An 18,907-nucleotide genomic window follows, 5' to 3' on the forward strand; every position below is an offset into this window, starting at 1 on the left:
CCTGTCACGGGCTATTGCCTGACAGGCTCTGGTACAACTGCTGGTAGTTACGATTGCGCGGCGCTAATTCCGTCAGCTTTTTGGCGTAGCGCAGCGCGTTTTCACGCTGGCCCAGTTCAGCGCTGTAGTTTGTCAATGCCAGCAGCACTTCCTCGCTCTGCGGCACGCTGCGCAACAATGCCTGCAGTTGCACGATAGCTTTTTCGGGCTGTCCGAGGTCGTGCAGTGCGATGCCATAGACGAAGCGATGGCGCGTTCCCTGCGTTTCCAGTTCTGCCGCCTGCTGCAGATACTTCAGTGCCGCCTCCGGTTGTCCGCTGCGCGTTTCCAGTAGGCCCAGCGCGTGCAGTGTATTGCCGTTCTCAGGGGCCACTTCCAGCGCCTGCAGCAGCAGTTCGCGGGCCGCGTCATCCTTGCCCTGGGCGCGCAGTAAATCAGCGAGATTCAGGTAGGCCGGCACCATCTGCCGGTTGAGGTAAAGCGCTTCGCGGTACGCGGCTTCCGCAGCTTGCAGATCGCCGCGGGTGACAAAGAAAATACCCAGCTGCAACTGCACCCCGGGCATATCGGCGTCCTGGCTCAGCACACTGACGTACTCGTCGAACAGGGCGCGAAGTTTTGCCGCCTGCTCGGGCGGTACCTGTTCCAGCGGAACTCCTGCCAATGAGGACGCCACTTCCATGCGCACTGCAGTGACCGGATCATCCATTAAGTGGTCCAGCAACTGAATGCGCTGTTGCAGTGGCAGGAAGGCCAGCGCGCGCACGGTGCTGGCGCGCAGCATGGGGTCATCGTCGTAGAGAATCTGCGTCGCTGCCTGCAGTGCCTGTCCTCCCCCGACTTCGCCGAGAGCCTCCATTGCGGTCGCCCGCCAGATCGGGGCCATGCTCGAATCGGCGGCTATCTGGGCGAGTTGCGGCACCACCCGGGTGTCGCCCTGCGCGATGCGTTGAAAGGCGCGCGCTGGGTGCGTGCCGGTATCGCGGAACTTGACGCCCCACTGTCGCAGCGCCTCCAGAGCCCAGGGGGCATCCTCCTCCACATGACACTGGTTGCAGGCATTGGGCGTGCCCATCACCATACTCAGGCCGGGGCGCGGTACGCGCATACTGTGGTCGCGGCGTGGATCGACACCCATATAGGTGGTTTCCGGCATGTGGCAGTTGGTGCATTCGGCGCCTGCAGAGCCCTCCTGGTGATGATGGTGCTGCACACTGTCATACTGGGCCGGCACGTGGCATTGGGCACACACAGCATTGCCCGGCGCGCGCAGTTGCAGACTGTGGGGCTCGTGGCAATTGCTGCAAACAACGCCGGCCTGGTGCATTTTGCTCTGCACGAACGAGCCGTACACGTAAACCTCGTCGAGAATCTGCCCGTCCGGGTAGTACAGCGGCCACTGCGGCATGGACAGACGGTGTGTATCCAGCAAATCGGCGCCGTAGTGGTAGTCCCCCAACGTGCCGCGGCGCGAGTGGCAGCGGCCACAACTGTCGATTTGTGCATCCGACTCAAGCGCGCTGGTACGCCGGGCAATATGCGTGTTCTCTGCCAATGACCAAGTGCCGCGCTGTGCCAGCGCAGTGGGAAAGCCGCCATTTTCGGCGTCCTGCAGTTTGTCTTCCCGCGCCAGCGCCTCGTGTTTTTCACCGGGACCGTGGCAGGCCTCGCAACCGACATTCAACTCTTCGAATTGTGTGTCAAAGGAGCGCGTGGCGGCGGTGTAGTTCTTTTTCAGATCGGTGCTGTGACACTCGGCGCAACTGGTATTCCAGTTCTGGTAGGTGCCCGTCCAGTGCAGTGGATCTTTATAGTCGATAGCTTCCTCGGGGTAGAGGTGGTACCAGCGCTGTCCACCCTCGGCTGCGGGCCGCGAATCCCAGGCAATACTCAGCGCCTGCAGTCGACCGCGCGACAGTGGCAGCAAATATTGTTGCAGCGGCTCTACGCCGAACACATAGGCGACTTCAAAGTCCTGCAACTCGCCGTCTTCGCCATCGGTGTTGACGATAAACTTGTCGCCTCTGCGAAAGAACCGGGTGGTGATGCCGTTGTAAGTGAAACTGGCATCGTCGAAATCGCCCAACACCGTGTTCTCAGTGGGCAGTTGCATCGCCAGATCATGGTGGGAGCCCTGCCAGGCGGTATATTCATCTGCGTGACAAGCCCGGCAGGATTCCGAGCCTGTGAATGCATTGACCGCGCTGCTGCACAGCAACAGCAACATCAGGGAAATACGGGGGAGCAGCACGTTGAGATTACCTGTAGTGATCGAAGCGCACACATTACCAGCCCGCTCTCATTATGGACAGTATGAGGGCCGCTGCTTATGATTGCGCATTCGCCGCGCAAATGTTGCGGGCGTGACACCTACCAACGAGTGCATAGACGAACGATGAAACTGGGCATATTGAAAACAGACGCGGTGCGACCTGAGTGGGTGCCTGAATTCGGCGAATATCCGGATATGTTTATCGCCCTGTTGAGTCAGGTTGATCCCGATCTGGAATTTGCCGTATACGATGTCGAGCTGGGCCAGTACCCCGCTGATATCGACGAAGTCGACGGCTATTTAATCACCGGCAGCAAGTCCAGTGCGTACGATGATAAGCCTTGGATCACCACACTGATGGAGTTTGTTCGCGAACTGCACCGCCGGCGCAAGAAACTGGTCGGTATCTGTTTTGGTCACCAGTTAATTGCCCTGGCGCTGGGGGGCAAGGTGGCGAAGTCACCCAAGGGCTGGGGTGTCGGTCTGCACAAACACACTTTTACGGCTACGCCGACATGGCACGATCAGGGCGACGCACAGCTCAATGTGCTGGTCAGCCACCAGGATCAGGTGATGGAGGTACCCAGTGACGCGCGGGTGCTCGCGGGCAGTGAGTTCTGTGAGAATGCGGTAACCCAGATCGGCGATCATATCCTGACGTTTCAGGGTCACCCGGAGTTTGTACCGGAGTACTCCCGCAGCATCATGACTTTCAGGAGAGAGGTCATCGGCGAGGAGGCATACAGCGACGGCATGGCCTCACTGGAGGGCACGCATGAAGGCCAGCGCATCGCGCGCTGGATCCGAAAGTTCTTTGAACGCCAGGAGTGGAATCTGAGTGCGGGTTTTAGCTCAAAGTAGTGCAGGACGACATAACGGCTGCCCCACCAACGAATTACCAGCTGCCGATATTTTCCATGGAAGCCCAGGGCTCCTGGGGTGGCAACGCATCGCCCGCCTGCAATAACTCGATAGAGATACCGTCCGGTGAGCGGATGAATGCCATGTGTCCGTCGCGCGGTGGGCGATTGATCACCACGCCGTTATCCATCAGGCGTTGGCAAAGCTCGTATATATTATCGACGCTATACGCCAGGTGCCCGAAGTTGCGCCCGCCATCGTATTCCTCCGGGTCCCAGTTCCAGGTGATTTCGACCGCAGGGCTCTGGTTCTGTTCGGCGTGCTCGACATCACCGGGGGCCGCGAGAAACACCAGTGTAAACCGCCCTGCTTCGCTGTCGAAACGGCGGAACTCAACCAGCCCCAGCTTGTTGCAATAGAAGTCGAGTGTTTCATCCAGGTCGCGTGCGCGCACCATGGTATGCAGGTATCTCATCGTCGTTTCCTTTGTGCTACTTGTTTGCCCGCCATGCGGCCAGAGAATGTCGCATCACCGACCGACATGCCACTGCTGTAACCCTCGGCGCGCCGCACCACCCCGCAGGCCGTGCGACCGGCTGCGTAGAGCCCGGGAACCACCTCTCGCTGCGGGTTGACCACCTCGCCCGTGGGTAGCGTGTCCAGCCCCCCGAGAGTGAAGTAAGGCAAAAACGTCCCTCTTCCGGGCGTGATATCCAGTGCCACCAGTGGCGGCTTAAGCGGTTCCAGCCATTCGGCGGCCTTGTGGCACTGTGTATCTTCGCCCTTGGCACAGTCCTCGTTGTAGACCTTGAGCGTCTGCTGCAACGTGCCCTCGCGCAAGCCCAGCTCCTGCTCCAGCTCTTCTACAGACTCGCCGGTGCCGGCGACATCGGCGCCCATGTAACTGACGCGTTCGTAGTCTCCGTACTGGTCAACCGTGAGGATGAAATAAAAGCGCTCAGACTGTTGCTGCAGTATAAAGGCGCCGAGGCGTCCATGGTAGACGTCTTCATTGATGAAACGCTGTCCCTGGTCATTGATCACAATGCCGCAGGTCATGCTGGCCGGGGGGTAGTAGGGAACAGTGATAAACCCCTCGTGCATGTTTATCGCCGCCGCGCCGACAGCCATACCCATCAATATGCCGGTGCCGGTATCACCGGGGTTGCCAATCGGCGTATTGCCGCGGGTGAGCATGGGTGCATATTTGCGGATCATCTCCTCGTTCATCACAAACCCCCCGGCGCAGAGAATGACACCCTGGCGGGCGCGCACGTTCAGTTCCTGCTGGTCCTTGCGCACCACCAGACCGACCACCTCGTCCTCTTCATCCAGGATCAGCGTCAGCGCACGGGTTTCGTACTCGACCGAGATCGCATCGCGCTTCTCGACGTTCTCCGTCACGATCTTCATAAACAGCGGGCCGCCGTTGTCGCCCTCCACATACAGGTTGTGACCGCGCGGACAGGGCTTGGCGTGCTGTGCGAATGGATAGGCCTTCTCGCTGCCGGTGTAGAGCAGGCCGTCATCGGTCAGGCACATGATGGCGCGCTCTTTGTGGAAGCTGTCCTTGAACGGTACGCCGATGTCGACCAGCCACTGGAAGTGATCGCGGCTGTTCTCGCAGTAGTTGCGGATTTTTGCCTCGTCCGCCTGCGGTCCTGCGGCCATCATCATGTAGGTGACCATGTCCTCGGTGGTATCCTCAAAGCCGCAGGCCTGCTGGACCCGTGTGCCGCCGTTGCCGCCCATGTAGATTTCCGCGCTGGACATCGCGGTGGAGCCGCCGCTGGCACTGGCTACCTCGAAGATGGTGACGCTGGAGCCCGCATCCGCCGCTTCAATGGCTGCGCAGCCGCCTGCGCCCCCGAAGCCGACGATGGCAATATCGGTTTCCATGTCCCAGTGCTTAACGTCGCGGATCTTGCGCGGTCGGGAGGGGCTGGTTTTGGTGTTATCGGACATTACTGGCTTCCTTGGTACGGGGCGCGTGCGGTGTAATCGAGTTTGGGATAGGCGATTAAAGCGGTTTCACGCCGGCCTTACAACGGCGATGGAGGCCGCACGGGTTAACAATTTGTACGGGCCATGGCTTTCTTGCCGCGACGGCGCGGCCCGAACGCGCTGGTATTGGCCCGTCGCTGGGGTACAATCCACCGCTTTTCCCCGAGGAAATGATTGCCCATGTGGTTCAAGAATATTCGCGCATACCGACTAACCAAGCCCTTTGACCTCTCGCCGGAAGCGTTGGGGGAAAAGCTTGCCCCGCGCAGTTTTGTACCCTGTGCCAAATCACAGGCGCTGGCGTTCGGCTGGGTGCCGCCGCTGGGCGAGGAGTCCGAGGAACTGGTGCACGCCGCCGCCGGCCGCATCCTCCTTAAGTTGAAGCGCGAGGAAAAACTGCTGCCTTCCACCGTCGTGCGCGAACAGCTGGAGGAAAAAGTGGCGGATATTGAGTCCGCTCAGGGGCGCAAGGTGTATCGCAAGGAGCGGCTGACGCTGAAAGACGAAATCGTGCAGGACTGCCTGCCCCGCGCGTTCAGTCGCTCCACCAATGTGTACGCCTATATCGATGTGAAAGCCAACTGGATTTTTGTGGACGCCGCCAGTGCCAGCCGTGCCGAGGAATTGCTGAACCTGCTGCGTGAATGTATCGGCAGCTTCCCAGCGTTGTTGCCACAGGTGAACAATGCGCCCTCGGCAGTGATGACCGCCTGGTTGATGCACCGCAATCTGCCCGATGATTTTGAACTGGGCCAGGAATGCGAGCTACGCGACCCCGGCGAAGAGGGCGGTGTGGTGCGCTGTCGCGGCGTTGATTTGCTCAGCGAAGAAGTGGAGACTCATCTCAATGCCGGCAAGCAGGTCGCCCGTCTGGCACTGAACTGGGATGAGCGGCTGTCATTGCTGCTGGCCGAAGACCTGTGCCTGCGTCGCCTCAAATTCGCGGACGAATTGATGAAAGAGAACGAAGACATTCCCGAAGCCGATCAAGCAGCGCGCCTGGATGCTGATTTCGCACTGATGGCGGATGCGATTACCAGCCTGCAGGAACGTGTGCTCGCGCTGTTTGGCGGCGAGGCCGAATAAGCACCGGCCATGCCAGAGCGTTCTGACACCGACGACTACCGCGCGTTGTTCTTGCGGCCAACGCCGATGATGGATATGCGCGCACCGGCAGAGTTTGCACGGGGCGCATTTCCCTCGGCGCTCAGTCTACCGCTGATGAGCGACGATGAACGCGCCCAGGTCGGAACCTGTTACAAGCAGCAGGGTCAGGAGGCGGCGATTGAACTGGGACATCGGCTGGTTGCCGGTGAAACCAAAGCACAGCGCCTGCAGCGGTGGTTAAGTTTTGCACGGCAACATCCGGATGGTTACCTTTACTGTTTTCGCGGCGGCCTGCGCTCGCAAACAGTACAGCAGTGGCTGCGCGATAAAGGTGTTGACTACCCACTGGTTATCGGTGGCTACAAGGCGATGCGTCGCTTTTTGCTGGAGGAACTGGAGCGCTCACTGGAACAGGCATCCATTGTTCTGGTGAGCGGTAAAACGGGCACCGGCAAGACACGCGTGATTTCGCGGCTGGCACGCGCGGTCGATTTGGAAGGCCTCGCCAATCACAGAGGTTCCAGCTTCGGTCATATGCTGTCGCCGCAGCCGAGCCAGATAGATTTTGAGAATGGCCTGAGCATCGCGTTGATGCGGTTGTTGGCCAGAGGACAGCAGGCCATATTTTTGGAAGATGAGGGGCGGCTTATCGGGTCGCTGGCGCTGCCGGAGTCGCTGCGCGAGAAAATGCGACTCGCGCCGATGGTGGTAGTAGAGCAGAGCCTGGAAGAGCGGGTGGACGTTGTTATTGAGGATTATATTGTGGATCTGGGCAGGCGTTATGCGCTGATGTATGCAGAGGCGGGTGCGCAATTGCACTGTGAAAAACTGCAGCAGGGCCTCGACAGGATCAGCAAACGGCTCGGGGGGCTGCGCTGTCAGCAGATCAACGAAATGATGAACCTGGCGTTTGAGCGACAGTGGCAGACGGGAGATTCATACTGGCACCGGCACTGGATCGCCCTGCTGTTAGAGAAATACTACGATCCTATGTACGAATACCAGTTGTCGAAACGCGCGGGCGAGTTGTTGTTCAGCGGTGGCCGCGAGGCTGTTCTGGACTGGGCGCAGCAGGGCGCATAACGTGGAGCCTGCAACACAGCTGAGTCGCGATCTGGTGCTGGTGGGCGGTGGTCACAGCCATGTGCTGGCGCTGCGCATGATGGCCATGGCGCCTGTAGCGGGCCTGCGCATTACGCTGATCTCACCGGCCAGCCACAGCCCCTATTCAGGGATGCTGCCCGGGTTGATCGCGGGGCACTACAGCTTCGAGCAATCGCACATCGATCTGGCGCGCCTGTGCCAGTGGGCGGGTGCCCGCTTCATAACCGCCGAAGTTATCGGTCTCGATCCCGGCGAAAAGTGTTTGAAACTGGCCGGGCGCCCGGCAATTTCCTACGATGTGGTCAGCATCGATATCGGCTCCCAACCGGAGCTCGATACTGTGCCCGGTGCACGCGAACACGCCACGCCGGTCAAGCCCGTGGCTCAGCTGTGGCAGCGCTGGCAGAATCTTTGCTGGCGCCTCGGCGAGCGCACATCGGGTGAAACTGTGCAACTCTCGGTGGTCGGCGGCGGTGCCGGTAGCGTGGAGCTGGTGTTGGCAATGGCCCACAGACTTCAGGCCGAGCCGGTGTGCTTTGATCTGTGGTGTGCGTCTCCCGAAATTTTGCCGGGTTATAGTGCCCGTGCCAGGCTTTCGGTGATGGCGCAATTACATGCCTGCGGGATCGGAGTGCACTGCAACGCGCGTATCGCCGCAGTGGACCACCAGCAGGTCACATTGACCGACGGTACGCAGGCTAACTACGATGAACTCTTCTGGTGTACCGGCGCTGCTCCGGCGCCCTGGGTTGTCGCCAGCGGTCTAGCGACCGATGAACAGGGCTTTCTGGCGGTGCGCGATACCTTGCAGTCAACGTACGATGACTGTGTGTTCGGTGCCGGAGATATCGCAACTCAGGTCAATCATCCGCGCCCTAAAGCCGGAGTATTTGCGGTGCGACAGGGCCCCGTTCTGGCAGATAACCTGCGCGCTCTTGTACTGCAGAACACGCTGCGGGAACACCGGCCCCAGCAGCGATTCCTCTCCCTGCTCTCGCTGGGCAAAAGAATTGCGACAGCCGACAAGGGCATCTTCACCGCGACGGGCCACTGGGTATGGCGCTGGAAGGACTGGATAGACAGGAAGTTTATGGCCCGCTTCGTGGATCTACCGCGCAGCATGGCGCGCGGTACGCGGGACGCATTGCCGGAGGTGCAGCAGGCCTCTCAGCAGGCTGTCTGCGGTGGCTGTGGCGCCAAGGTCGGCGCTGATGCGCTCAGATTAGCACTGGCACAGCTCGAGCGCGATTTCCCGCGCCACTGCACAGGGACTGGTGATGACGTCGCGGTTCTGCCCACCACCGAGGGCGTGTCTGTGGTGCAGAGTCTGGATGTGCTGCGCGAGATCGTTTCAGATCCTTGGCAGATGGGGCGCATTGCTGCACAGCATGCGCTCAGTGATCTCTATGCCTGCGCGGCGCGGCCCGTCTCTGCGCTGGCGGCGATAACACTGCCCTATGCAAGTGGTGCTATGTTGCAGCGCGATCTGGGGCAGTTGCTGGCTGGTGCCCTGCACGAATTTGCCGCCGCAGATTGTCGCCTGCTGGGCGGGCACAGTATGCAGGGGACAGAGCTGGGCATCGGATTCGTTGTTAACGGAGTGCCAATGGCGCGCGCTGGAGAATTGTTGCCCAAGGTTGGCGCCCAACCCGGCGACCGCCTGGTGCTGACCAAGGCGCTGGGCACCGGAACGCTGTTTGCGGCCCATATGCAGCTTGTGGCCGACGGACGCGATGTGAACACTGCAACCGCAGCGATGCTCAGGGGCAACCGGGAAGCAGTGCAACTGGCGCTGGCACGCGGTGCCAGAGCCTGCACCGACATTACCGGCTTTGGGCTGCTTGGGCACCTGACGGAAATGCTGGCGGGTGAGTACGGTGCGCGTCTTGTGTTGTCGCGGTTGCCCGTGCTCGATGGCGCGCTGGATCACCTTCGTGCTGGCAGGGTAAGCACCATGCACGCCGCCAATGTGCAAAGTGGCGGGAGTATCCTGCAGCATGCCCCGCCCGTGGACGAGGCTCGGTTGCAGATGTTGTTTGATCCGCAGACCAGTGGCGGGTTATTGATCGCCCAGCCCGCGGAGAGTGCACAGGCGCTGTGCGATGCGCTGCGCAGAAGCGGATACGGGCAGGCAACTATTATTGGAGAAGTGACTGCGCCGACAGCGGGTGCCCCGCCGAATGTGGTGCTGGAGTAACGGCCGGGCGCGGGCGGCGCTGTTTGGAGGTGCGCTTAAGCCGCGAGCCTAGATGAGTGTGTCCAGACCACCTTGGTGTTTCCCTGTCTTCCCCAACAGGTTGTTGTACTCCTGGGGGTCAGTGGAGAGATCGTATAGCTCTTCTCCGCCATCGGGATAGCGCGTCCAGCGCCACTTTCCAATACGCGTCGAAAGCGCATCGCCCCAGCGCATTTCTGCGGGGCGTTGTGCCGCGATCTCAGGTGTAATGCCCAGCAGGCTGGAACCCTCAAACTGCTCGGGCTGGGGAATACCGGCAAGATCGGTCAGCGTCGGAGCCAGATCAAGCAGGCTCACCGGTAGATCGAAACTTCCGCCGGCCTCAAGTATACCGGGGGCGCGAATGAGCAGGGGCACACGATTTGCACGCTCCCACAGGGCCATTTTGCGCCAGTGTAACTTCTCGCCCAGGTGATAGCCGTTATCTGACCACAGGACAACCGCGGTGTTGTTCGCGTAGGGGCTATTATCCAGCGCATCCAGTATTTGTCCGACCATGGCATCGGTGTGGCTGCACGCTGCGAGATAGGCCTGCACGTGTTGGGGCCATAATCCGGATTTCATCACGAGTTCGTTCTGGGTTTTCTCGATGCCATTGATATTGGCAACGGGGCTGCGTGCAAGCTCCACCGCGTCATCAGGAAGATCGTCGAGGTCATCCTCACGCACTTCGGGTAGTACGACATTGTCGATCGGGTGCAGATCAAAGGCCCACTGTGGCAGCCGCCAGGGAAGATGTGGTTGGTAGAGGCCGATGGCCATGAACCAGGGTTGGGCTCTCTCTGCTTTCAAATGTTCGATCGCGAAATTCGCTGAGATTTGGTCGGTGTGGACTTCTCCGGGTTGCATCACGCCGTAGTCAAAGAGTGTGCCGTGCTCTCCAAAGGTCGCGCCCGCTTCCTTGTAGGGCTGGTAAACATCCCAGAAACGCTTGGTACCCATCCCCCAGTGAAACACTTTTCCGGTGGACAGCGTCTCGTAACCCGCCTCGGAAAAAAACTGCGGTAGCGCGCGCACCTCGCGGGACTGTAACAATTGTGTGTAGGCGGCGTTATCCTCGCTGTCATTCACCCGTGTGGATTCAGGACTCAAGCCCCACATCACAGATGCGCGGCTGGCAATGCACACTGGCACAGAACAGTAGGCGCGATTGAATGAGTACGACTGGGCCCGCAGGCGATCAATATTGGGCGTGTAGACGCCGGGGTGTCCATCGAGATAACCCACCCAATCGTTCAAATCGTCGATACACAACATCAGGATATTGGGTCTGTCGCCCAACACGGGTTTACCGGGTGTGTCGTTATCTCCGTTGTGGTTCGGTTTGATACCGGTGCCTGTGTCCACAGTTCCGGCTTTGCCGGAACCGGAGTCGGAGCAGCCTACGAGGGCTGCTGCGGCAGCGGCAGCGGCTGCGGCCAGCAGTTGTCTTCGGTGAATATCCATAGCAGCTTAGATGTTAAATATTGGGGAAAGTTGCAGGTGCATAATTTTCAGGCAGCATAGCATGGATAAAAATCCTGCTGTAGAACGCTAGAGGTGCTCATTTCCATTGTTGCTGGCGCGACCTCTAAATCGGCGATAGATCTCATGCAGTACCGTCAGCACCGCTGCTGCGAAGATCAGATAGAGGGTGATGCTGGCCACCGGGCGTTCGAGGCCAGCGTCTGTGGACTCGGTAAAAAAACTGTATAGCAGCGGTGCGGGAGCTATCAGGAAAATGGTACTCACGATACGTTGCAGGACGTTGATGGCTGCGCCTGCCGGTAGGCTGTAGCCGATGCCGATATTCGCTGCGCTAACCAGCAAAAAATAAATATGCGCCGAGCGATACATCATCCGCGATGCGTCAGGCAGGAGTTCAACACCGAGTACCCGCGCCATGTACTGGCCCTGAAGTGCGAACAGGATCAGTCCCAGCCCACCCACGATCAAATGACAGTTCCTGACGTTCACGTTGCTATTTCCCATCCCAGTAACGGGTCATTTCGAGGTAGAGAAAGGATGCGGTCCACGTAACCAGCACCAGACCGGTCAGGGATTCAAGCCCGGCGAGGAAGCGCAGGTCGCCAACAGGGACGATATCGCCGACACCCAGCGTGGAGTAGCAGGTGAAGGAAAAATACACGCTGTCCAGCAGGCTGCCGTCGGTTTGTCCTGTCAGGGAACCCCACTCCTGATCTTTGTTCATCAGATAGTAGGCGATTCCGAATATCCAGATTTCCGCCGTGTGTGCTATAAGCGCCAGAAATACGCCCAACACGATGCGAAAGCGATGCCTTATCGTCATTTTCGGCATCAACAGGGTGATCCGGTGCAGAAACTCGTAGTGAATCATCACTGCGATGCCAATAATGGCCATGTTGACAGCAAAGACAACAATCATCGATCCGCATCTCCCTGCGGCTAATTATTGGCACATACTGTACCCTGATTTACAGTCCGGCACGAAGTGCTGCAATTAGTTTGTGGAAGCTGTAGCTATGACCCTGCGAGAATTACTCCGAAAACCCTTTGTGTCGACACCTGTCGCACAGCGCCATGACCTCACCGGTAAACATATTATTGTCACTGGATGCAGTGCTGGTTCCCTGGGGTATGCAAGCGCACTGCAGCTTGCCCGGTGGGGTGCAACCGTGATCGTGACCACACGGCGCACTGTTGAGCATGTCGTGTCCGCACTGAATGCCGAACTGGCCCAGGGAGCAACAGCGGGTAGAGTCGACGGCCATCTGCTGGACCTGTCCAGTGCCGATTCGGTCAATGCGTTCAGCGAATGGTATGAGTGCAGCTACGGCCAGCGCCTGGATGTGCTGGTGAACAATGCTGGTATACACCTCGATCTGCTGTCCCGTTGGAAGGAGCCGAGGCTGTGCGCTGATGGCATAGAGATCCAATGGCGGACCAATTATCTGGGCACGGTGCACTTGACCCACAAGTTGCTACCGTTGCTGCTGCAAACGGGTCGCGGTGTTGGTGAAGCCAGAGTGGTTAATGTGGTATCGCAACTGCATACCCGCGGTTCGAACGAGCTGATGTTTGATGCCGACCGGACATATGAATCCTGGCAGGCTTACGGTCTGTCCAAGCTGGGGTTGATTCATTTCACCAATGAACTGCACCGGCGCTTTCACGCCAGCGATAATCTGGTGACTTGCAGCCTGCATCCCGGTGGTCGCAGCGGTAGCTATACCAACGTTGCGAGCAAGGGGCTGCAGGGGCACGCCCTGATCGAGCTGTTCCGCAAGGTTGCCGCCCCGCTGGAGCGCCTGATGATGGCGAGCGCTGCAGAGGGTGCTCAAACACAGATTCACTGTGCCAGCTCACCGGCGGCCGATAGCGGCGGTTACTATGTCAATTGCGAAATCACCCCCTCCAGTGCAGACAGTCTGGACGCGGATGCCGCCTCCCGGCTGTGGCGGCAGACACAAGACTGGCTTGTTAGTGTCAGCTGAGCCCGCAGTTCTCCCGCAAATTTGTGACAATATTGCATGTATAAATGTACTGCAAAAGGGATGTAATTTCCGCCAGACAGCCCTTATAGTCTGCAGCTTGAAACTCCCTGTACACAACCAAGCAGCGTTATGACTTACAGATCGAAAATACTGTTTCTCCTCTTCAGTGCCCTGTTGCTGGTCGCCTGCAGCAAAAAGGCCGTCTATGTCGATGAGAGCTTTTCCAACGATAGTCCGTTCAAGCTTAGAGTGACGGAGGATGTCACTCTGTCGTGTGAAAGCGCCCGCCGCTCGCTGCTCGGCCAGGGCTACCTGATTGAGCTAGCCAATAGCGACGAGGTCAAGGCGCGCAAGGCTACCAGGGGTGAGAACACCTTCATCGAGATGAATGTGGTGTGTGTGCCCGAAAGCAACGGCAGTACCGTTTTTGCCACTGGTGTGCTGAGTACATATGACATGAAAAAGAACACCAGCTCCGCCAGTGTTGGCCTGAGTGCGCTGGGTTCTATCTCGCTTCCCATTGGGCAGAGTATCGATTCGCTGGTGAAAGTGTCTGAGGAAACCATAGACGACAAGGATTTCTACAAACGCTTTTTTACCGCCGTGGAAACTCAGCTGACCGAAATGAATGCCGGCAAGGATAGCGAACCACCGGTGGAAGAACCGCAGGAAGCGCCACCTGAGGAAGAAGCCGAGGAGCCGCCGACACAGTCTGCGATATGGCCCGAGTTGTTCCCGGAGCAGACGGCCCCGGGCGACACCGCACCAGATGAGACTGCTCCGGGTGAGACCGCAGCGGAGGTTGAGTCTGCAGCACCGCGAGAGCCCGTGCAGCAGGTGTCTCCGGTTCCTGCCACAGAGCAAGTGGACTCTGGTCTGGACCCCCTTTCGGGTACTCTGTTAGAGCCGGTCTCAGTGCTACCGACAGCAGCACCGTCTACCTCCATCGCACCGGCGATCGAGGAAGAGCCTTTGGGAATCGATCCTCCAATCGCCCCCGATGAAGAACCGCTTGGCATCTCCCCGGATGAGGAGCCGCTGGGAATTAATCCTGAGTGGTCGCTGCCTGCGGCAACCGATACCCGGCAGGTAGCACCGCAAGGCAGTTCGCAGCAGGAAGATACGGACGGGATAGAGAATCTGTTTTAGGGCATCCCTGCCCGACGCAGTGATGCCCGTGTACTTCTTCCGTGCTGTGCAGAAACGCCAGTGCTACCTACTGACTGATGGCATCGTAGCAGCTGCAGGGATCCACTGAATTCAGGTCACACCAAACCGCGCAGGATTCCACCGGGATCCAATAGACGAAATCCATATACCGCGTTGTGCCATCCTGTTGCTTGATGGTCGATTTACCGTGGCAGGCGTTGCAGTTGGAACGCTCGTAAGACTCCATGGAGTTGTTGCCGAGGAAAGGCCGCGTCTGCCCCTCCGGGGACGAGACGTTTACCTGCGGGCGCTGCTGTACCCTGCTGCTGCTACTGGCGAAGTCAGGCGCTGCATTGGCACAGCCAACCGGGGCGCTGTCGAACTCATACCACTGCGTTGAAACCAGTTGATAGTTGCTCCATACAGAGGACTCACCCAGCAGCTCTGCATAGGTGTTATTCCACTGGTAGGCGCTGGGGTAATTGGCTTCGATCGGCACCTGGCGGCAGAGCTGGGATTTGCCAGCGACTGCCGCAGGCGGTTGATCAAGACACCAGCCAACCTGTTTTCCATTCGGGTCGGTAACACACAGGTTCTGCGGGTCGTTGCTATCGGGGGTGACGTTGCACTTGGCACAGCTGCCGTCCGCGCACTCCGGTGAGGCGAAGTGGTAGTTGCGGGTGAGTGTGCTGGCCTCAGGACAATTTTCATTGGCAGACGAGCTACCCTGTGATCCCGCCGAGGGCAGCCCGCCGCATTCCGGTGAGTTGTCCTTGTGTTCAAATGTAGACCAGGTGTAGTTGGGCTGCTTCAGTGTCTTGTGCGCGATATGCATCCCCACCATAGCCATCGATTTCAGCTCACACGAAGCTGTACCCGTGCTGCTGCGATAGGAGGGCGTGTAAACGAGCAGGTCTTCCCGGTGGTAGTTTGTATCGGGTAAACCCTGTTCCATCCAGGCCAGTTTCACCTCGTATGTTCCTGATCGCGGATTGGCGGGGTCGCCGCCGGTGTAGGATTCGTCACCGCACAGGTTCGCTACGTCTTCATTCAGTGTGTAGAGGTTTTCCCAGTCATAGTAGCGGTTGTCGACCACATGTTTGTAAAATGCGGGATTGACGAGAATTTCGTAGCGAACAAAATCGCCCTGTGAAGTGAGCACCGGACTGTTGGACAGGCCGCCCGTCTGTGCCTCGAGAAAGCTGTCATCGGCCTTGTTCGCATTGTCCAATACGCGGTATTGCGTGTGATTCTCTACCTCCTGGCACTCCGGCGGATAGTAGCGCGTACCTGAGTTGCTGCAGTCGCCATCCGGGCAAACACAGTCGGTATCGTCGAGATTACACCGTATCAACTCGAAAGAAGAAGACCACGCGCTATACTGGGTCGGGTTGTCGCCATACAGGGAAACCCTCGCACCTACTTCTGGCGCGTTAAGGGCCAAAAAGGTTTTCCATGAGTACTCGTCGACATCGGATTGATTGGCGGCGGCAATATCACCCGGCAAGTCGTAGGCCAGGGCCGGATCGGGTGCCGGAGCATCAGGATCATTGCTGTCGCTGCAGGCGATAAGCAGTGTTGTCAGGCAAGAGGCGATCATGAAAAGCTTGATGGTGTGAGTCATTGGCTACTCCCTTCATTATTATGGCTGTGTGCAGCAACGGAGCTGTTGTTAGGTTGAAGTTTACCGCGCAGTTAAGTTTACCATCGTACGGTGAAAACTCTCTCCAAATTAATGATAAATCGCTGCAGAGGTAGCGCGGACGAATTGCCACTGGTCTGCTAGGGAAGTTCCGACGCGTGGTCTAACACCATAGGTTGAAAATCAGCTGAGAATTATTTCTGAGACGCCAGTGAAATCGCGTGAAAAGTCTACTTACGAATCCAACTGCAAGTAACGCATGCAGGCATCCAACAACTCCTGGCCAATCTGTTGGCTGTCCAACGCCTCGGCTGGAAACGCATTGGTCATGACGTGTTCTGTAATCACGCTGACATACAGTGCCACGAAAAACTGCGCGGCGACTTCCCGGTTGGGATGGCCAATTTCATCGGCTTTGCTGGCGAACAGTTCCCGTGTTTTATGCAGAAGTTCCTTGCGGACCAGCGCCTCCCGGCTGGCAAAGACGGGATCGGACAGCGCGCGCTGGTAACAGGCTTTTTGAAACCCGGCCATCTGTTCTGTCAGCTGCAATGACAAGTTGATTACATCGGTCAGTACTTCTTTCAGGGAGCGCTCCTGCCAGTGCTGCTCCTGATAGGCCTCTGCAATGGTTGTTCTGCTGCGCTCCGTTGCCGCCTCGTGCAGCGCATGCAGCAAAGCTTCTTTGTCTTTGAAGCGCGTATAGACCGTACTCGTTGCCACGCCAGCCCGTTCGGCAATTTTGGCCAGGGTAGTTGCCTCAAACCCCACTTCTGCGGCAATTTCATACCCCGCATTCAGAATGCGCTCCAGCTTCTCTTTACTGCGCTGCTGCTTCGGGGGTGGCGGACCACCGCCGCGTGTCGATTTTTTTGCTCTGAGCCCGGATGTTCCGTCCATCAGTCCCTGACCTATATTCGAAATCAGTTGACAAGCTGTAATCTTAATCTAATATAACCTGAACCTGAAATCATGTTTATGTTAAAAATTCTAAACAAGAGGACACGATATGGGTCGTTGGTCACGAGAAGAAATAGACGAAGCCTTTACGCAGTATCAAGCCATGGGGCTGAAGGCCGCTCGCTCCGGTGATTGGACATACTGGGGCAATATGTTCACCGAGAACTGCACCTACATTGAGCGGAACCTGGGAGCCTGGGCCGGCCGCGATGCGATCGTGCGCAATATGAGCGCCGTGATGCACTTAAGTGGCAACGAGGAACTTGGCTATGAGAGCCGCGATAACGGTGTGGTATCCGACCCCTGGGTAATGTGTAACCAGTATCCCGTGGAAGCCTATGTGATTGACGTAGAGCGCGGCTGGGTTTGGGCGCTGATCTGGAATCGTATGGATGACCCGGGTGACGGCTCTATTCACCAATCCAACTGTTTCAACCTCTTCAAATACGCCGGCAATGGCCAGTTCTCTTACGAGGAGGATCTCTATAACCCGCAAGAGTTTCTGGACATGATGGAAAAGTGGTTGCCGGTATGGAATGCACACAAGGAGACGTCTGAACAGCGACAAAAAGCGTTACAGGAAAAAGCAGAGGCCGCTCGTGCATTTGCAGAAAAACAGCCGAATCCGGAGGGGTTATAACATGGGGATGTTTTCAAGAGAAGAAGTTGAAAATGCGTTCTGGGGTTTTCACGATGCGCTGAATTTCGCCGCTATGACAACAGACTGGAACCAGTTCGGCAAGGCCCTGCGCCCAGACGCCACAATGTATGACGCGGTGCTGGGTCGTCTTGGAAAACGTGAGGGGATTGTCCGTGAAATAAGCAAAGTGATGCATCAGACCGGTGACACGCCCTGGGTGCGGCTGAATCGCTACCCGGTCGAAGATTACTATATCGATGAAGAGCGGGATTGGGTTTGGTCATTGTGGTGGGCACGTTTCACAGACCCCGGCGATGGCAGCAATCATCAGGCACGTATGTTCATCTTGCTGAAGTACCACGGGAACGGCATGTTTCACTATGTAGAAACCGTCTACAACCCTATTGACCTCGAAAAAGGTATGGCCGCATGGAAAGAGGCCAAAGCTGCGTGGGATGCAACCAGTGCGGAAACTCTGGCGGTACTGGCAGCTCGCGAGGCTGAGGCGAAAGAAATGGCCCCGCTTAAACTCAATGAAACAGGCGAGGGCTAGCCGATGCTTCTGAAAGGCCTGTCAGTCATTATTTCCGGGGTCGGCCCCGGTCTGGGGCAAGAGCTTGTAAGAGGCTGTTTACGCGAGGGCGCGCGAGTGGCTCTGGCCTGTCGCAATGAGGAGTATCTGGCGACATTGAGTGCAGAGCTAGGTGTAGATACCGCCAGGCTGATCACTGTGCCTACAGATATCACCGATCAGGCTCAGTGTGACAACCTGGTGAACAAAACTGTCGAAGCATTCGGTGGCGTGGACGCGCTATTGAACAGCGCCTATAACCCCGGGCCTTACGTTGCGTTCGAGGACGTTGATCTCAATGAATGGCAGGGTCCACTGGATGTCAATCTGCTGGGCACCATGCGAATGACGCAGAGTGCGCTACCTGCGCTTAAAGCGTCAGGTAATGCATCGATAGTGAATGTGAACTCCATGATCTTTCGCAAGCCGCTGGAAAACCAGGGAGCCTACGTCGCATCCAAGGGCGCGTTGTTGGGTGCAACCAAATCCCTTGCACTTGAACTCGGAAAATATGGCATCAGGGCAAACTCGGTCGTTATGGGCTGGATGTGGGGTGACGCTGTAGAACGTAGCCTGCAAGTCGCCGCAGACGCCAGTGGTACCACTTTGGATGCAATCAAAGGTGAGGTTGCCAAGAATATTCCGCTGGGCGAAATCCCCGATGATGGGGACTGCGCTAACGCAGTGATCTTCCTTGCATCACCGATGGCCAAAGTGATTACCGGCGCGAGCCTGGATGTGAACGGCGGAGAATTCATGCCCTGAGTACCACGCACACACTACATATAACAACGAGTCTTCGGACCAGGTAGGTAGAAAATGAACTGCAATAAAAATAATAGAAAAGATTTCGCCCTCTGTCTTGCAGTTGGCGCCGTTCTCACAGCTCAGCCGTTTGCACTCGCG

General features: G+C 57.8%; 17 protein-coding genes. 9 read left to right on the plus strand and 8 right to left on the minus strand.

Annotation, left to right across the window (positions count from 1 at the left end; all coding sequences use genetic code 11):
* Positions 1-4: 4 nt before the first annotated feature.
* Complete coding sequence (locus AC0L6S_RS17165) at positions 5-2,251, minus strand: HEAT repeat domain-containing protein (RefSeq protein ID WP_473425331.1); 2,247 nt, start codon at positions 2,249-2,251, stop codon at positions 5-7.
* Positions 2,252-2,395: 144 nt separating this feature from the next.
* Here AC0L6S_RS17165 and AC0L6S_RS17170 point away from each other — a divergent pair, with 144 nt between their 5' ends.
* Positions 2,396-3,133, plus strand: a complete 738-nt coding sequence (locus AC0L6S_RS17170) for a glutamine amidotransferase-related protein (protein WP_473425332.1) — start codon at positions 2,396-2,398, stop codon at positions 3,131-3,133.
* Positions 3,134-3,167: 34 nt separating this feature from the next.
* Here the strand turns inward: AC0L6S_RS17170 and AC0L6S_RS17175 are convergent, their stop codons facing one another.
* Both AC0L6S_RS17175 and AC0L6S_RS17180 read right to left on the minus strand, forming a co-directional pair.
* Positions 3,168-3,608, minus strand: coding sequence for a VOC family protein (locus AC0L6S_RS17175; protein ID WP_473425333.1), 441 nt, complete (start codon positions 3,606-3,608; stop codon positions 3,168-3,170).
* On the minus strand, positions 3,605-5,098 hold the full coding sequence (locus AC0L6S_RS17180) for an FAD-dependent oxidoreductase (protein ID WP_473425334.1): 1,494 nt from the start codon (positions 5,096-5,098) through the stop codon (positions 3,605-3,607). The genes AC0L6S_RS17175 and AC0L6S_RS17180 overlap by 4 nt, the downstream gene beginning before the upstream one ends.
* 219 nt (positions 5,099-5,317) lie before the next feature.
* Between AC0L6S_RS17180 and rdgC the strand changes: the two genes are divergently transcribed.
* The 3 genes from rdgC to selD are packed head-to-tail and all read left to right on the plus strand — an operon-like array spanning position 5,318 to position 9,545.
* The gene (gene rdgC / locus AC0L6S_RS17185; RefSeq protein WP_473425335.1) at positions 5,318-6,223 is read left to right on the plus strand and encodes a recombination-associated protein RdgC; all 906 of its coding nucleotides are present in this window, start codon (positions 5,318-5,320) and stop codon (positions 6,221-6,223) included.
* A 9-nt stretch (positions 6,224-6,232) separates the two neighbouring features.
* Entirely contained in the window at positions 6,233-7,327 is a 1,095-nt protein-coding gene (mnmH, locus tag AC0L6S_RS17190; RefSeq protein WP_473425336.1) for a tRNA 2-selenouridine(34) synthase MnmH, read from the plus strand.
* Between the two features lies 1 nt (position 7,328).
* Positions 7,329-9,545, plus strand: a complete 2,217-nt coding sequence (selD, locus tag AC0L6S_RS17195; RefSeq protein ID WP_473425337.1) for a selenide, water dikinase SelD — start codon at positions 7,329-7,331, stop codon at positions 9,543-9,545.
* Between the two features lie 48 nt (positions 9,546-9,593).
* Here the strand turns inward: selD and AC0L6S_RS17200 are convergent, their stop codons facing one another.
* From AC0L6S_RS17200 to AC0L6S_RS17210, 3 genes are all read right to left on the minus strand, one after another.
* Positions 9,594-11,030: a sulfatase gene (locus AC0L6S_RS17200; protein WP_473425338.1), complete on the minus strand. Its 1,437-nt coding sequence runs from the start codon at positions 11,028-11,030 to the stop codon at positions 9,594-9,596.
* A gap of 87 nt (positions 11,031-11,117) precedes the next feature.
* Complete coding sequence (locus AC0L6S_RS17205) at positions 11,118-11,540, minus strand: hypothetical protein (RefSeq protein WP_473425339.1); 423 nt, start codon at positions 11,538-11,540, stop codon at positions 11,118-11,120.
* A gap of 4 nt (positions 11,541-11,544) precedes the next feature.
* Positions 11,545-11,970, minus strand: a complete 426-nt coding sequence (locus AC0L6S_RS17210; protein WP_473425340.1) for an ion channel — start codon at positions 11,968-11,970, stop codon at positions 11,545-11,547.
* A gap of 97 nt (positions 11,971-12,067) precedes the next feature.
* Between AC0L6S_RS17210 and AC0L6S_RS17215 the strand changes: the two genes are divergently transcribed.
* Positions 12,068-13,039: an SDR family NAD(P)-dependent oxidoreductase gene (locus AC0L6S_RS17215; protein ID WP_473425341.1), complete on the plus strand. Its 972-nt coding sequence runs from the start codon at positions 12,068-12,070 to the stop codon at positions 13,037-13,039.
* Between the two features lie 129 nt (positions 13,040-13,168).
* Positions 13,169-14,188 (plus strand): DUF2242 domain-containing protein, encoded by a 1,020-nt coding sequence (locus tag AC0L6S_RS17220; RefSeq protein WP_473425342.1) that lies wholly within the window; start codon positions 13,169-13,171, stop codon positions 14,186-14,188.
* A 67-nt stretch (positions 14,189-14,255) separates the two neighbouring features.
* Here the strand turns inward: AC0L6S_RS17220 and AC0L6S_RS17225 are convergent, their stop codons facing one another.
* Entirely contained in the window at positions 14,256-15,812 is a 1,557-nt protein-coding gene (locus tag AC0L6S_RS17225) for a hypothetical protein (protein WP_473425343.1), read from the minus strand.
* 252 nt (positions 15,813-16,064) lie between these two features.
* Positions 16,065-16,730: a TetR/AcrR family transcriptional regulator gene (locus AC0L6S_RS17230; protein WP_473425344.1), complete on the minus strand. Its 666-nt coding sequence runs from the start codon at positions 16,728-16,730 to the stop codon at positions 16,065-16,067.
* Positions 16,731-16,839: 109 nt separating this feature from the next.
* On the opposite strand from AC0L6S_RS17230, the gene AC0L6S_RS17235 reads away from it, so the two are divergent.
* Genes AC0L6S_RS17235 through AC0L6S_RS17245 form a run of 3 tightly spaced genes read left to right on the plus strand, consistent with a single transcriptional unit; the run spans position 16,840 to position 18,766 of the window.
* Positions 16,840-17,430: a nuclear transport factor 2 family protein gene (locus tag AC0L6S_RS17235; RefSeq protein WP_473425345.1), complete on the plus strand. Its 591-nt coding sequence runs from the start codon at positions 16,840-16,842 to the stop codon at positions 17,428-17,430.
* 1 nt (position 17,431) lies between these two features.
* Entirely contained in the window at positions 17,432-17,983 is a 552-nt protein-coding gene (locus AC0L6S_RS17240) for a hypothetical protein (protein WP_473425346.1), read from the plus strand.
* A gap of 3 nt (positions 17,984-17,986) precedes the next feature.
* Positions 17,987-18,766, plus strand: coding sequence for an SDR family oxidoreductase (locus AC0L6S_RS17245; RefSeq protein ID WP_473425347.1), 780 nt, complete (start codon positions 17,987-17,989; stop codon positions 18,764-18,766).
* Positions 18,767-18,907: the final 141 nt, after the last annotated feature.

The organism is Halioglobus sp. D3-4 (assembly GCF_055809315.1).

What these genes read in the sequence shown, in the direction of transcription:
- AC0L6S_RS17170 (WP_473425332.1), top strand. Translation starts at nt 2,396, where the DNA reads ATGAAACTGGGCATATTGAAAACAGACGCGGTGCGACCTGAGTGGGTG.
- AC0L6S_RS17175 (WP_473425333.1), bottom strand. Translation starts at nt 3,608, where the DNA reads ATGAGATACCTGCATACCATGGTGCGCGCACGCGACCTGGATGAAACA.
- AC0L6S_RS17180 (WP_473425334.1), bottom strand. Translation starts at nt 5,098, where the DNA reads ATGTCCGATAACACCAAAACCAGCCCCTCCCGACCGCGCAAGATCCGC.
- rdgC (WP_473425335.1), top strand. Translation starts at nt 5,318, where the DNA reads ATGTGGTTCAAGAATATTCGCGCATACCGACTAACCAAGCCCTTTGAC.
- mnmH (WP_473425336.1), top strand. Translation starts at nt 6,233, where the DNA reads ATGCCAGAGCGTTCTGACACCGACGACTACCGCGCGTTGTTCTTGCGG.
- AC0L6S_RS17200 (WP_473425338.1), bottom strand. Translation starts at nt 11,030, where the DNA reads ATGGATATTCACCGAAGACAACTGCTGGCCGCAGCCGCTGCCGCTGCC.
- AC0L6S_RS17210 (WP_473425340.1), bottom strand. Translation starts at nt 11,970, where the DNA reads ATGATTGTTGTCTTTGCTGTCAACATGGCCATTATTGGCATCGCAGTG.
- AC0L6S_RS17215 (WP_473425341.1), top strand. Translation starts at nt 12,068, where the DNA reads ATGACCCTGCGAGAATTACTCCGAAAACCCTTTGTGTCGACACCTGTC.
- AC0L6S_RS17220 (WP_473425342.1), top strand. Translation starts at nt 13,169, where the DNA reads ATGACTTACAGATCGAAAATACTGTTTCTCCTCTTCAGTGCCCTGTTG.
- AC0L6S_RS17225 (WP_473425343.1), bottom strand. Translation starts at nt 15,812, where the DNA reads ATGACTCACACCATCAAGCTTTTCATGATCGCCTCTTGCCTGACAACA.
- AC0L6S_RS17230 (WP_473425344.1), bottom strand. Translation starts at nt 16,730, where the DNA reads ATGGACGGAACATCCGGGCTCAGAGCAAAAAAATCGACACGCGGCGGT.
- AC0L6S_RS17235 (WP_473425345.1), top strand. Translation starts at nt 16,840, where the DNA reads ATGGGTCGTTGGTCACGAGAAGAAATAGACGAAGCCTTTACGCAGTAT.
- AC0L6S_RS17240 (WP_473425346.1), top strand. Translation starts at nt 17,432, where the DNA reads ATGGGGATGTTTTCAAGAGAAGAAGTTGAAAATGCGTTCTGGGGTTTT.
- AC0L6S_RS17245 (WP_473425347.1), top strand. Translation starts at nt 17,987, where the DNA reads ATGCTTCTGAAAGGCCTGTCAGTCATTATTTCCGGGGTCGGCCCCGGT.